Annotated in this window: 13 protein-coding genes and 1 tRNA gene; 9 read left to right on the top strand and 5 right to left on the bottom strand. The window is 57.7% G+C overall.

Features of this window, described 5'->3' with window-relative positions; translation table 11 throughout:
* Positions 1-208: 208 nt before the first annotated feature.
* Positions 209-616 carry a lactoylglutathione lyase gene (gloA, locus tag HWW83_RS24520; protein WP_033652600.1) on the top strand — a complete coding sequence of 136 codons (408 nt, stop codon included), beginning with the start codon at positions 209-211 and terminating at the stop codon, positions 614-616.
* 77 nt (positions 617-693) lie between these two features.
* Positions 694-1,377: a ribonuclease T gene (gene rnt, locus HWW83_RS24515; protein WP_016927925.1), complete on the top strand. Its 684-nt coding sequence runs from the start codon at positions 694-696 to the stop codon at positions 1,375-1,377.
* 68 nt (positions 1,378-1,445) lie between these two features.
* Here rnt and HWW83_RS24510 read toward each other — a convergent pair whose 3' ends face one another.
* Complete coding sequence (locus HWW83_RS24510; protein WP_004931329.1) at positions 1,446-1,793, bottom strand: Grx4 family monothiol glutaredoxin; 348 nt, start codon at positions 1,791-1,793, stop codon at positions 1,446-1,448.
* 416 nt (positions 1,794-2,209) lie between these two features.
* Between HWW83_RS24510 and HWW83_RS24505 the strand changes: the two genes are divergently transcribed.
* Positions 2,210-3,028 carry a C40 family peptidase gene (locus HWW83_RS24505; protein ID WP_046686964.1) on the top strand — a complete coding sequence of 273 codons (819 nt, stop codon included), beginning with the start codon at positions 2,210-2,212 and terminating at the stop codon, positions 3,026-3,028.
* Between the two features lie 200 nt (positions 3,029-3,228).
* A complete protein-coding gene (gene sodB / locus HWW83_RS24500) occupies positions 3,229-3,807 on the top strand; it encodes a superoxide dismutase [Fe] (protein WP_176589682.1) in 579 nt (192 codons plus the stop codon).
* A 64-nt stretch (positions 3,808-3,871) separates the two neighbouring features.
* On the opposite strand, the gene cydH is transcribed toward sodB, so the two are convergent.
* Positions 3,872-3,961, bottom strand: a complete 90-nt coding sequence (gene cydH, locus HWW83_RS24495) for a cytochrome bd-I oxidase subunit CydH (protein ID WP_094143265.1) — start codon at positions 3,959-3,961, stop codon at positions 3,872-3,874.
* 322 nt (positions 3,962-4,283) lie between these two features.
* Here cydH and purR point away from each other — a divergent pair, with 322 nt between their 5' ends.
* Positions 4,284-5,309: an HTH-type transcriptional repressor PurR gene (gene purR / locus HWW83_RS24490; protein ID WP_004931336.1), complete on the top strand. Its 1,026-nt coding sequence runs from the start codon at positions 4,284-4,286 to the stop codon at positions 5,307-5,309.
* Here the strand turns inward: purR and punR are convergent.
* A complete protein-coding gene (gene punR / locus HWW83_RS24485; protein WP_033642916.1) occupies positions 5,297-6,253 on the bottom strand; it encodes a DNA-binding transcriptional activator PunR in 957 nt (318 codons plus the stop codon). The two genes, purR and punR, sit on opposite strands and share 13 nt — an antisense overlap.
* A 123-nt stretch (positions 6,254-6,376) precedes the next feature.
* Here punR and punC point away from each other — a divergent pair, with 123 nt between their 5' ends.
* Together punC and cfa are read left to right on the top strand one after the other, a co-directional pair.
* Positions 6,377-7,588 carry a purine nucleoside transporter PunC gene (gene punC, locus HWW83_RS24480; protein WP_042784368.1) on the top strand — a complete coding sequence of 404 codons (1,212 nt, stop codon included), beginning with the start codon at positions 6,377-6,379 and terminating at the stop codon, positions 7,586-7,588.
* A gap of 344 nt (positions 7,589-7,932) precedes the next feature.
* A complete protein-coding gene (gene cfa / locus HWW83_RS24475; RefSeq protein WP_033642914.1) occupies positions 7,933-9,084 on the top strand; it encodes a cyclopropane fatty acyl phospholipid synthase in 1,152 nt (383 codons plus the stop codon).
* A 72-nt stretch (positions 9,085-9,156) separates the two neighbouring features.
* On the opposite strand, the gene HWW83_RS24470 is transcribed toward cfa, so the two are convergent.
* Together HWW83_RS24470 and HWW83_RS24465 are read right to left on the bottom strand one after the other, a co-directional pair.
* The gene (locus HWW83_RS24470; RefSeq protein ID WP_033642913.1) at positions 9,157-9,450 is read right to left on the bottom strand and encodes an I78 family peptidase inhibitor; all 294 of its coding nucleotides are present in this window, start codon (positions 9,448-9,450) and stop codon (positions 9,157-9,159) included.
* Between the two features lie 54 nt (positions 9,451-9,504).
* Positions 9,505-10,155 carry a riboflavin synthase gene (locus HWW83_RS24465; RefSeq protein WP_033642912.1) on the bottom strand — a complete coding sequence of 217 codons (651 nt, stop codon included), beginning with the start codon at positions 10,153-10,155 and terminating at the stop codon, positions 9,505-9,507.
* Positions 10,156-10,394: 239 nt separating this feature from the next.
* Here HWW83_RS24465 and HWW83_RS24460 point away from each other — a divergent pair, with 239 nt between their 5' ends.
* Entirely contained in the window at positions 10,395-11,771 is a 1,377-nt protein-coding gene (locus tag HWW83_RS24460; protein ID WP_033642911.1) for an MATE family efflux transporter, read from the top strand.
* Between the two features lie 181 nt (positions 11,772-11,952).
* A tRNA-Val gene (locus tag HWW83_RS24455) sits at positions 11,953-12,029 on the top strand.

Here is a 12,029-nt window from a genome sequence, read left to right as displayed (position 1 = left end):
TACGCGCGGAATTGATAATTGATTGTGCAGATCAATTACTTCGTATCGATCGGTACACTCGATCAATATTTAAACACCCATGGCGAGGGGGCAAAAAGTGACATCGTCACCAACTCGTCACGTTGAATTCCCTTGCGGGACAAGGCTATACTCGCTTGTGCTTCAATCCACCCGCCGTCTGCCACGGCACAGTCAATTCAGAGGAATTATGCGCTTACTCCATACCATGATCCGCGTCGGTGATCTGCAACGCTCCATCGACTTCTACACCAAGGTATTAGGCATGCGCCTGCTGCGCACCAGCGAAAACCCGGAGTACAAATACTCGCTGGCTTTTGTCGGCTATACGGAAGAGAGCGAAGGCGCGGTTATCGAACTGACCTATAACTGGGGCACCGACAGCTACGACATGGGCACCGCCTTCGGCCACCTGGCGCTGGGCGTGGACGACGTCGCCGCCACCTGCGACAACATCCGCCGCGCCGGCGGCAACGTCACCCGTGAGGCCGGCCCAGTGAAAGGCGGCACCACGGTGATCGCGTTCGTCGAAGATCCGGACGGTTATAAAATCGAGCTGATCGAAAACAAACACGCCGGCCAAGGCCTCGGCCACTAAGCCTCTCTCGGGGCGCGCCTGCGCCCCGCTGATTCTCCGCGCGATAGCGCCTGCAACCGGGCGCAAAATTTGCCATAATGCGCGCTGCATTCGATGAAGATAAGAAACTGATGGCCGAAAAAAGTGATCTTAACGCCCTGAGTGGTCGTTTTCGTGGGTTTTATCCCGTAGTAATAGATGTTGAAACCGCCGGCTTCAACGCCAATACCGATGCGCTGCTGGAAATCGCCGCCGTGACGCTGAAAATGGATGAAGACGGCTGGCTGCAGCGCGACGAAACCCTGCACTTCCACGTGGAGCCTTTCGAGGGCGCCAACCTGCAACCGGAAGCGCTGGCGTTTAACGGCATCGATCCGCACAACCCGCTGCGCGGTGCGGTCAGCGAATACGACGCGCTGCACGCCATTTTCAAAGCGGTGCGCAAAGGGCTCAAGGATCGCGGTTGCAACCGGGCCATTATCGTCGCGCACAACGCCAACTTCGATCACAGCTTCCTGATGGCCGCGGCCGAACGCGCCGGCTTGAAGCGTAATCCGTTCCATCCGTTCGCCACCTTCGACACCGCTGCGCTGAGCGGCCTGGTGCTGGGGCAAACGGTGCTGGCCAAAGCCTGCATCGCCGCCGGCATGCCGTTCGACAGCAGCCAGGCGCACTCCGCGCTGTACGACACCGAACAAACCGCCCTGCTGTTTTGTGAGCTGGTTAACCGCTGGAAGCGTCTCGGCGGCTGGCCGCTGCCCGCCGGCGATCTCGCCGAATAGGCCCAATAAAAAAGGCGGCCCAGTTTGCACTGGCGCCGCCCGTTACGCGATAACCGCAAGTCTGTCGATTAAGACTGCTGGTCTTCCTGCGCTTTATACTTTTCTGCCGTTTCTTTGATCAGCTGCTGCAATTCGCCGCGCTGATACATTTCGATGATGATATCGCAACCGCCGACCAGCTCACCGTCTACCCACAGCTGCGGGAAAGTCGGCCAGTTGGCGTATTTTGGCAACTCGGCGCGGATGTCCGGGTTTTGCAGAATATCCACATAGGCGAAACGCTCGCCGCAGGCGGACAGCGCTTGCACAGCCTGCGCAGAGAAGCCGCAGCTCGGCAGCTTTGGCGAACCCTTCATGTACAGCAGAATCGGGTTTTCAGCGATCTGGTGCTGAATTTTTTCAAGTGTCGTCGTCATTTATTGCTTCCTCAAGCCACATTTCATGGCTACAACATGCATCACGCGGGCTATTGTAGCGGCTGGAACAGTCGCAAGAAAACGCCATCTTTTGCAAGGATATTCGCCCGCCGCCGATCGCGTTTCACCGGCCACGTCATTCCGGTCAAAACATACGTTGAGAATAACATTTTTAATCCGACCATTTCACTAATATATTGCGCCGCGATGACGGCGCGGCTTAATTATATCCGCTACCGCCGCCTGGCGCTTTTTTATACACCAACAGGCTGATTTTAAACCAAAAAAAATGTCATTAACGTTTTCTCACAATATGGATTATTATTTATGAGTTCTTCGCTGTTTTATATGGCGAAATTCGGGAATACTGTAACTCTTTCGATATCCGTTTCGGGGCCAAGGTTGGTGACGTCGACATGCGTTTAATTCTTACGCTCTTTGCGCTGCTGTTTACGCAGCTCTTCTTCAATTTGGCGCACGCTGCGCCACAGGCGCGTGTTGCCGCCGAGCAGCGTAAAAGCCATGCCAATGAAGCGCGGCCCGATGACCGCAGAAAAAAGAAAGCGGATAAAGCCGCCAAAAAAGCCAAAGTGACGGCCCCCGAGAAAAAAACCAAGACCGCCAAGGTCAAAAGCGAGAAAAGCGCGAAAAAGATCGTCAGCGCCAAACCCAAGGTCAAAGCGCAGAAAACCGCCAAAATTAAAGTCACCCCGCCGAAAAAGGGCTACAAAAAAGGCTATGGCCGCCACCGCGAAGCCGGTATGGCCACCGCCAAGCTGGCGCGTGATGAAAAACCATTGAAACTCAGCCCAGCGCACAAAAAGCGTTACCAGCACGCCAAGCAGACCGCGATGGCCAAGCTGATGGATCAGATGGGCAAGCCTTACCGCTGGGGCGGCAGCTCGCCGCGCACCGGCTTTGACTGCAGCGGCCTCATCTATTACGCCTATAAAGACGTGGTGAAAATCAAGATGCCGCGCACCGCCAACGAAATGTATCACCTGCGCGACGCGGCGCCGATCAAGAAAAGCGAACTGGAAAGCGGCGATCTGGTGTTCTTCCGCATTAACAACCGCGGCGTGGCGGATCATGTCGGCGTCTACCTCGGCAACGGCAAATTCATCCAGTCGCCGCGCACCGGCGAAGAGATCCGCATCAGCCAGCTTGATAACGACTATTGGCAGAACCACTACATCGGCGCTCGCCGCGTAGTGACGCCGAAAACCATCCGTTAATTCCCTGCTCTGCGCGGTTGCGGCCTCGGCCGCAACCGCCTGCTCAAGCTATCGCCCATCGCACTCCCCCACGCGCATTTCTCGCTTTTCCTCCTGTTTTTTATGATGAAAATTGTTAAGATTGAATGACCACAATAAAAAACGGCCCATCCGGCGTTCGCCCCGGCGAGAAGCTGAATGGCGCTGTAAAGGAGGAAGCAATGTCGTTTGAATTACCTGCATTACCGTATGAGAAAAACGCGCTCGAGCCGCACATCTCCGCCGAGACCCTGGAATACCACTACGGCAAACACCACAACACCTACGTGGTTAACCTGAACAACCTGGTGAAAGGCAGCGAGTTCGAAGGCAAATCGCTCGAAGAGATCATCAATACCTCTAACGGCGGCGTGTTCAACAATGCCGCGCAGGTGTGGAACCACACCTTCTACTGGCACTGCCTGTCGCCACAGGGCGGCGGTGAACCGCAGGGCGAACTGGCGGCGGCGATCGTCAAATCCTTCGGCTCTTTCGCTGCGTTCAAAGAGCAGTTCACCGATGCCGCCGTGAAAAACTTCGGTGCCGGCTGGACCTGGCTGGTGAAAAAACCGGACGGCGCGCTGGCGATCGTCAACACTTCCAACGCGGCAACCCCGCTGACCGGCGAAGACAAACCGCTGCTGACCGTTGACGTGTGGGAACACGCGTATTACATCGATTACCGCAATGCGCGTCCAAAATACCTGGAAAACTTCTGGGCGTTGGTCAACTGGACCTTCGCGGCGGAAAACCTGGCGTAAGCGCAGGCCTTGCCTAAGTGATGAGGCGCAGCTTGGCTGCGCCTTTTTTAAAACTGGCGGGAAATCAGTTCAACGCGGCGACAAAGCTGAAAGCGATGATCATCGCCAATGCGCAAACGGTGGTGAACAGCGACATCTTCAGATCGGTATCCATGACAACTCCTTTAAAATGGGCTTTCCTAAGGATAAAAGGCGCACAATTAGTACGTCAAATCATTTTCCCACAGTTCGCCGATAAAATCTTGTTATCATTTCCCGGTTTATAATCTCGATTACCTCTTCCACTTTTGTTCAATATGCGACAAAATTCGCAGTTCACAACTGCGTACCGGCATTCATGCCCCTCCTGATTAAGCGCTGACGACTTCAACACTAAAAACTCAGTTTTCGCTTCTCTGGAGAAGGATCTACGCAGGCAAACGATTAACATCACACTTACATGCTGTAAACATGTGAGTTCAGGAGTCATTCCTTACATGGCAACGATTAAAGATGTGGCCAAACGCGCGGGCGTTTCCACCACCACCGTTTCGCACGTCATCAATAAGACTCGTTTCGTCGCCGAAGAGACCAAAGCGGCCGTGTGGGCCGCCATCAAAGAGCTGCACTACTCGCCGAGCGCCGTGGCGCGCAGCCTGAAAGTCAATCACACCAAGTCTATCGGTCTGCTGGCCACCTCGAGCGAAGCGCCCTACTTTGCCGAAGTGATCGAGGCGGTGGAAAACAGCTGCTACAGCAAAGGCTATACCCTGATCCTGTGCAACTCGCACAACAATCTGGACAAACAGCGCGCCTACCTGGCGATGCTGGCGCAAAAGCGCGTCGACGGCCTGCTGGTCATGTGTTCCGAATACCCGGATCAGCTGCTGGGCATGCTGGAAGACTACCGCAACATCCCGATGGTGGTAATGGACTGGGGCGCCGCGCGCGGCGACTTCACCGACACCATCATCGATAACGCGTTCGAGGGCGGCTATCTGGCCGGGCGTTATCTGATCGAACGCGGCCACCGCGATATCGGCGCTATCCCGGGCCAACTGTCGCGCAACACCGGCGGCGGTCGGCATCAGGGCTTCATGAAGGCGCTGCAGGAAGCGCATATCGATATTCGCGAAGAGTGGATAGTCCAAGGTGACTTCGAGCCGGAGTCCGGTTACAAGGCGATGCATCAAATTCTGTCGCAAAAACAGCGACCGACCGCAGTATTCTGCGGCGGCGACATCATGGCGATGGGCGCCATCTGCGCCGCCGACGAACTGGGGCTGCGGGTGCCGCAGGATATTTCCGTGATCGGCTACGACAACGTGCGCAACGCCCGCTACTTCACCCCGGCGCTGACCACCATTCATCAGCCGAAAGAGCGTCTGGGCGAAATGGCCTTCACCATGCTGCTGGATCGCATCATCAGCAAGCGCGAAGAATCGCAGGTGATCGAAGTGCATCCGAAGCTGGTCGAACGCCGTTCGGTCGCCGACGGTCCGTTCATCGACTACCGCCGCTGATCGTCCTCCCTACCGGAAGCCGGCGCGGCTTCCGGTGCCGCCTCACTCAGCCACTCCTGATTCAGCGTCTCGCCATCGCCCAAATACGCCAGCAGCCAGCTCATCGCCGGTGACGGTTTATCCTGTTGCCAGGTCAGGCAGCAGGGGCTGGCGGGAAACGGCTGCTGCAACTGCAACGCCTTCAGCTCACCGCGCTGCACCCGCGGCAGCGCCAGATGCGCCGGCATCATGCCGACGCACAATCCGGCGCACAAACAGTCGAGCGCCGAGGTCCAGTCCGGCACCACCAGCCGCCGCTGGTTATCCAGCGTCCAGGTGACGCGCTTGGGCAGATTGCGCGAGGTGTCTTCCAGACAAAGCGCAGGGTACGGCCTCAACCGATCGTCATTCAACGGCCCTGCCAGCTGCGCCAACGGGTGCTGTGGGCTGACTACGCACAGCCAGTTCATATCCCCCATGTCGCGGAAAGCGAAGCCGCCGCCGACCGGCACCGCGCGGGTGGCGCCAATCGCCATGTCCGCCCTGCCGTCCACCAACGCATCCCACACGCCGTTAAACACCTCGGGTTGCAGCATCAACTCGACGTCGGGGAAATGGCGGTAGAAATCCAGCACCAGCTGGCGGCTGCGCTGCGGTTTGACGATGATGTCTACCGCGATATTCAGCTGACCGCGCCAACCGTTGGCCACCTGTTGACAGTGGCGGCGGGTGTCGAGCATTTTTTTGATAACAGCTCGCGCATCCTTGATAAACAGCGCGCCGGCCGGCGTCAGTTCCACATCTCGGTGACGCCGCTCAAACAGCGGCACCGCCAGCCATTGCTCCAGCTGCCGCACGGTATAACTTACCGCCGACGGCACCCGGTGCAGCTCCTGCGCCGCCGCGCTGAAACTGCCGGTGCGCGCCACCGCATCAACGACCTCGAGAGAATATTCAGACCACATCGCTTTGCCTTCAATTTTTTTAACAGCACTTTGCAAATATTACCGTTTCACAAGCAGAGATCCAGCCGGATACACTGGCCGGCGCTAAAAACCTGCGACACTAAAATATTAACGAGAAATACCATGCGAAATTCCTTTGGTTTTATGTTCTACCTCGCCGGCCTGAGCATGCTGGGTTATCTGGCGACCGATATGTACCTGCCCGCCTTCGGCGCCATGCGGGAGGAACTGCAAATTTCCGCCGGCGCGGTCAGCGCCAGCCTGAGCATCTTTTTGGCCGGCTTCGCCTTCGCGCAGCTGCTGTGGGGGCCGCTCTCCGACCGTCTGGGACGCAAACCGGTATTGTTGATTGGCCTGACGCTGTTCGCGCTCGGCTGCCTGGGCATGCTGTGGGTGGAAAATGCCGCGCAGCTCTGGATACTGCGCTTTATTCAGGCCGTAGGTGTCTGTTCCGCCGCCGCCATCTGGCAAGCGCTGGTGGTCGACCGCTATCGTGAAGGCCAGGCCAACCGCGTATTCGCCACCATCATGCCGCTGGTGGCGCTATCGCCGGCGCTGGCGCCGCTGCTGGGCGCCTGGCTGCTGAACCACGCCAGCTGGCGCGCGATCTTCGCCGTGCTGCTGGCCATCACCGCCTTGTTGCTGTTGCCGACGCTGCTGCTCAAAGAGAACGCCAGGCCAAAACCCGCCGTCGACGCGCCAAAAAGCAGCGTCAGTTTTTGGCAATTATTGAAATCCCCGGTATTCAGCGGCAATGTCGCCATGTACGCCGCCTGTTCGGCCGGTTTCTTCGCCTGGCTGACCGGCTCGCCGTTTATCCTCGGTGATATGGGCTACGGCCCGAGCGACATCGGCCTGAGCTATGTGCCGCAGACGCTGGCCTTCCTGCTGGGCGGTTACGGGTGCCGCGCCGCGCTCAAGCGCATCAATGGCAAAACCCTGCTGCCGTGGCTGCTGGTAGCTTATGCTGTCAGCATGGTGGCCCTGTATCTGGTGGCAACCCTGACCAATCCGACGCTCACCACGCTCCTGATCCCGTTCTGCGTGATGGCGCTGGTCAACGGCGCCGGCTATCCGATCATGGTGGCCAACGCGCTGATGCCGTTCCCGGACAGCAGCGGCAAAGCCGCCGCGCTGCAAAATACGCTGCAGCTGGGGCTGTGTTTCGTGGCGAGCATGCTGGTATCGACGTTTATTGCGCAGCCGCTGTTGGCGACGGTGACGGTGATGGTGTCCACGGTGATACTGGCCGCGCTGGGGTATTTCCTGCAGCGGGGAAAAGCGGCCAAGGCGCCGCAAGAAACGCCGCGCGAACATGCTAACTCAGCGTCATAATTGCCAAGCTAAATAATCACTTAAAGAATATGCGTGCCGAGTGCGATTTACAGTTGAGTCAATGCCTCGGCGCGCCTATACTCAAAAACAACCTTGTAAAGTAACACCTTATAATCTCTATATCTCAATTAGCTGTTGTGTACGCGTCTTGCGTCACACTCTTTTTTTGAAGAGGCGTTTATCCTGCGCCGTTTGCGTCGGGTCGCTTCTTTAAATTTCCTCTGTTCATAGTCGGATATCAGACGCCGCGGGCTTATTTCCCGTCGGTATACGTATGCACCCGCAGAAATTGTCTAAGCTGTTTCCTAACGGGTCATCAGTCAGAAGAAGGTGATGGAGAAGCTATGAGTTCATCGTGTATAGAAGATCTGAGCATCCAGGATAACCAGTGGTACCGTATCGCGCACGAAATGCTCGGTCTGGCCGGTATCGAAATTAACGGATCGCGCCCTTTCGATATTCAGGTTAAAAACCCCGAATTCTTTAAACGCGTTTTGCAGCAAGGCTCCCTGGGTCTCGGCGAGAGCTATATGGATGGTTGGTGGGAGTGCGAACGGCTGGATATATTCTTCCAGCGCGTGGTCAGCGCCGGGCTGGAGAAGAAGCTCCCCCACCACCTGAAAGATACCCTGCGTATCGCCGCGGCGCGCCTGACCAATCTGCAATCGAAAAAGCGCGCCTGGATCGTCGGCAAAGAGCATTACGATCTTGGCAACGATCTGTTTACGCTGATGCTCGATCCTTACATGCAGTACTCCTGCGGCTACTGGAAAGACGCCGCCACGCTGGAGGAAGCGCAAGAAGCGAAACTGCGGATGATCTGCGAAAAACTGCAGCTGCAGCCGGGCATGCGCTTGCTGGACATCGGCTGCGGCTGGGGCGGCCTCTCCGCCTATGCGGCGAAAAATTACGGCGTGTCGGTGGTCGGCGTGACCATTTCCGCCGAGCAGCAGAAGCTGGCTCAGGCACGCTGCGCCGGGCTGGACGTGCAGATCCTGCTGCAGGATTACCGCGATCTGCATCAGCAGTTCGATCGCATCGTCTCGGTCGGCATGTTCGAGCACGTCGGGCCAAAAAACTATCGCACCTATTTCAACGTGGTAGAGCGCAATCTGGCGCCGCACGGCCTGTTCCTGCTGCACACCATCGGTTCCAACAAGACCGACATGAACGTCGATCCGTGGATCAACAAATATATCTTCCCGAACGGCTGCCTGCCCTCGGTGAGGCATATCGCCGAGGCCAGCGAAGGCCATTTCGTGATGGAAGACTGGCACAACATCGGCGCCGACTACGATCGCACGCTGATGGCCTGGTTCGAGCGCTTCAAGCAGGCGTGGCCGCAGCTTGCTCCACGTTATTCCGAGCGCTTCGAGCGGATGTTCAGCTATTACCTGAACGCCTGCGCCGGCGCGTTTCGGGCGCGCGATCTGCAGCTGTGGCAGGTGGTGTTCAGCCCGAAAGGCGTTGAAGGCGGCATCCGCGTCGCACGCTGAACGCTCCCCTAATAAAAAAAGCCCCGGCAACCTCATCGCCGGGGCTTTTTTTGCTCTTTCGAACCAGGCGGCTTAGCCGCAGTAAACGCGGATGATTTTATCGTTGCTATCGCCGAGGAAGTTCAGACGGCGCAGGTTGAAATCCATGGTGACGGCAGAGTTGTACGGAATGGCGCGCACCTTGGATTCGATCCGCACGCCTTCCAGCGACGTCATCGGCTTGCCGACGTAGTTTTGATACTGCGAAGCGCCGCAGGTATCGTCCGCATCGGCCACTTGCGCGCCGCCGCCCTGCTCAGGTGAACTGCTGCAGGCGCTCAGCGCCAGCAACGCGGTTAACAACAACGTTTTCCCATAAAACTTCACGCGTTTCTCCTCTCTGCTTATGATTCGACTCCGGCGGCAACGCCCGAATCGCTGTCAGTCTTTGTGCGCCGGCGCCACCGCCGCCGCCAGCGTCGCTTCCCGATTGGCCAGCACGCGTTCGACGGTGTCCACTACCGCCTGCGTCTGCGGATCGATCTCGATGTTCACCTTATCGCCCAGGCGTTTTTTACCCAGCGTAGTGCGCTCCAGGGTTTCCGGGATCAGATGCACGCAGAAACGGTTATTCACCACTTCGCCGATGGTCAGGCTAATGCCGTCGATGCCGATGAAACCTTTGTGCAGCACATATTTCATCAATTCCGCATTCGGCATGCGCAGCCATACCTGACGGTTATTTTCCGAGGTATAAATTTTGGCCACTTCCGCCGTGCAGATAATATGGCCGGACATCAAATGACCGCCAATTTCATCATTGAATTTCGCCGCGCGCTCGATATTGACGATGTCGCCCAACGCCAGATCACCGAGGTTGGTCAGGCGCAACGTTTCCTTGATCAAATCGAAGCTGACGCGGTTGCCTTCCACCGCGGTGACGGTCAGGCAGCAGCCGTTATGGGCCACCGACGCGCCCAGCTCCAGCCCCGGCAGCAGTTCTGCAGGCATCTCGATCACATGGGTGCGGAAATTGGGTTTCTCATCAATGGCGACCAGCGGCGCGGTGCCTTGTACGATACCGGTGAACATATGTGCCTCTTCTTACTCAATAGATTAAAACGCTTCCGGCAGTTTGCCCCAGTTGGCGCTGAAAACCAAATCCGCGACGGCAAAAAACGCGTCCCTGCGCATTTAATAACTATTTATCTGCGGCGTTTGCTTAACGACGCCGAGCAGGTACAATATTTTTGACAAAATTCCGCTATTTTAATTGTTGTCCTCTCGCGGCAGCCCTCCCTCCCACATATATAAAATAGAAAGGTGTATGCGTGCAGAAGTACTTAATTGAAGCGCGTAGTTTATTGGCTCTCGCTATCCCGGTGATCATCGCGCAAATCTCGCAAACCGCCATGGGCGTGGTGGATACCATCATGGCCGGCGCTTACAGCGCCACCGATATGGCGGCGGTTGCGGTCGGCACCTCTATCTGGCTGCCGGCCATCCTGTTCGGTCACGGCCTGCTGCTGGCGCTGACCCCAGTGATCGCCCAGTTAAACGGCGCCGGCCGTCGCGATCGCATCGCCCATCAGGTGCGTCAGGGCTTCTGGCTGGCCTCCGGCGTTTCCGTACTGTTGATCGTCGTGCTGTATAACTGCAAATTCGTCATCGACATGATGCACAACATCGATCCGCAGCTGGCGGATAAAGCCGTCGGTTATCTGCACGCCATCATGTGGGGCGCGCCGGGCTATCTGTTCTTCCAGGTGATGCGCAACCAGTGCGAAGGGCTGTCCAAAACCAAGCCCGGCATGGTGATCGGCTTCCTCGGCCTGCTGGTGAATATCCCGATCAACTACATCTTTATCTACGGCAAGTTCGGCATGCCGGAACTGGGCGGCGTGGGCTGCGGCGTCGCCACCGGCAGCGTCTACTGGATCATGTTCCTGATGATGCGCTGGTACGTGAAGCGCGCGCCGTCGCAGCGCGACATCAAGCGCCAGACAGGCGATCTCGGCGGCCCGGACTGGGCGGCGCTGAAGCGCCTGATCGGCATCGGTATGCCGGTGGCGCTGGCGCTGTTCTTCGAAGTCACCCTGTTCGCCGTGGTGGCGTTGCTGGTGTCGCCGCTCGGGATCGTCGCGGTCGCCGGCCACCAGATCGCGCTTAACTTCAGCGCGCTGATGTTCGTGTTGCCGCTGTCGCTGGGCGTCGGCGCCACCATTCGCGTCGGTTATCGTCTGGGAGAAGGGTCGGTAGAAGGCGCGCGCGTCGCCGCATACTCCGCCATCGGCGTCGGCATCACCATGGCCGTCTGCACTGCGCTGTTTACCGCCACCTTCCGCGAACCGATCGCCCTGCTGTACAACGACAGCCCGGCGGTGGTGGCGATGGCCTCGCAGCTGATGCTGCTGGCGGCGCTGTATCAAATCTCGGATTCAATCCAGGTGATCGGCAGCGGCGTGCTGCGCGGTTATAAAGATACTCGCGCGATCTTCTTCATCACCTTCATCGCTTACTGGGTGTTGGGCCTGCCGAGCGGCTATCTGCTGGCGCTGACCGATGCGGTGGTGCCGGCGATGGGGCCGAGCGGTTTCTGGATCGGCTTTATCATCGGCCTGACCTTCGCCGCCATCATGATGGCGCTGCGCATGCGCTGGCTGCAGAAACAGCCGACCACCGTCATCCTGCAGCGTTCTACCCGCTGAGTCCGTTCCCGGCCGGTTTTCTCCCCGGCCGGGCAGCGGGTTGCGGAAAAAAACGCCTGTCTGCGCACAACCTCAGCAATCGCGTGAAATACCGAATAAAATTGCGTTTTTCCCCTTGCCAGCACGCGGGTAGCTCGTTAATATTCGTCCCCGCTGTCAGCCATGACAGACAGGAAAAGATGCGTCCGTAGCTCAGTTGGTTAGAGCACCACCTTGACATGGTGGGGGTCGGTGGTTCGAGTCCACTCGGACGCACCA

This window comes from Serratia ureilytica (assembly GCF_013375155.1).
Taxonomy (GTDB): Bacteria; Pseudomonadota; Gammaproteobacteria; order Enterobacterales; family Enterobacteriaceae; genus Serratia; species Serratia ureilytica.
This window is presented reverse-complemented; position numbering and strand designations above follow the sequence as displayed.

What these genes read in the sequence shown, in the direction of transcription:
- gloA (WP_033652600.1), top strand. Translation starts at nt 209, where the DNA reads ATGCGCTTACTCCATACCATGATCCGCGTCGGTGATCTGCAACGCTCC.
- rnt (WP_016927925.1), top strand. Translation starts at nt 694, where the DNA reads ATGCGCGCTGCATTCGATGAAGATAAGAAACTGATGGCCGAAAAAAGT.
- HWW83_RS24510 (WP_004931329.1), bottom strand. Translation starts at nt 1,793, where the DNA reads ATGACGACGACACTTGAAAAAATTCAGCACCAGATCGCTGAAAACCCG.
- HWW83_RS24505 (WP_046686964.1), top strand. Translation starts at nt 2,210, where the DNA reads ATGCGTTTAATTCTTACGCTCTTTGCGCTGCTGTTTACGCAGCTCTTC.
- sodB (WP_176589682.1), top strand. Translation starts at nt 3,229, where the DNA reads ATGTCGTTTGAATTACCTGCATTACCGTATGAGAAAAACGCGCTCGAG.
- cydH (WP_094143265.1), bottom strand. Translation starts at nt 3,961, where the DNA reads ATGGATACCGATCTGAAGATGTCGCTGTTCACCACCGTTTGCGCATTG.
- purR (WP_004931336.1), top strand. Translation starts at nt 4,284, where the DNA reads ATGGCAACGATTAAAGATGTGGCCAAACGCGCGGGCGTTTCCACCACC.
- punR (WP_033642916.1), bottom strand. Translation starts at nt 6,253, where the DNA reads ATGTGGTCTGAATATTCTCTCGAGGTCGTTGATGCGGTGGCGCGCACC.
- punC (WP_042784368.1), top strand. Translation starts at nt 6,377, where the DNA reads ATGCGAAATTCCTTTGGTTTTATGTTCTACCTCGCCGGCCTGAGCATG.
- cfa (WP_033642914.1), top strand. Translation starts at nt 7,933, where the DNA reads ATGAGTTCATCGTGTATAGAAGATCTGAGCATCCAGGATAACCAGTGG.
- HWW83_RS24465 (WP_033642912.1), bottom strand. Translation starts at nt 10,155, where the DNA reads ATGTTCACCGGTATCGTACAAGGCACCGCGCCGCTGGTCGCCATTGAT.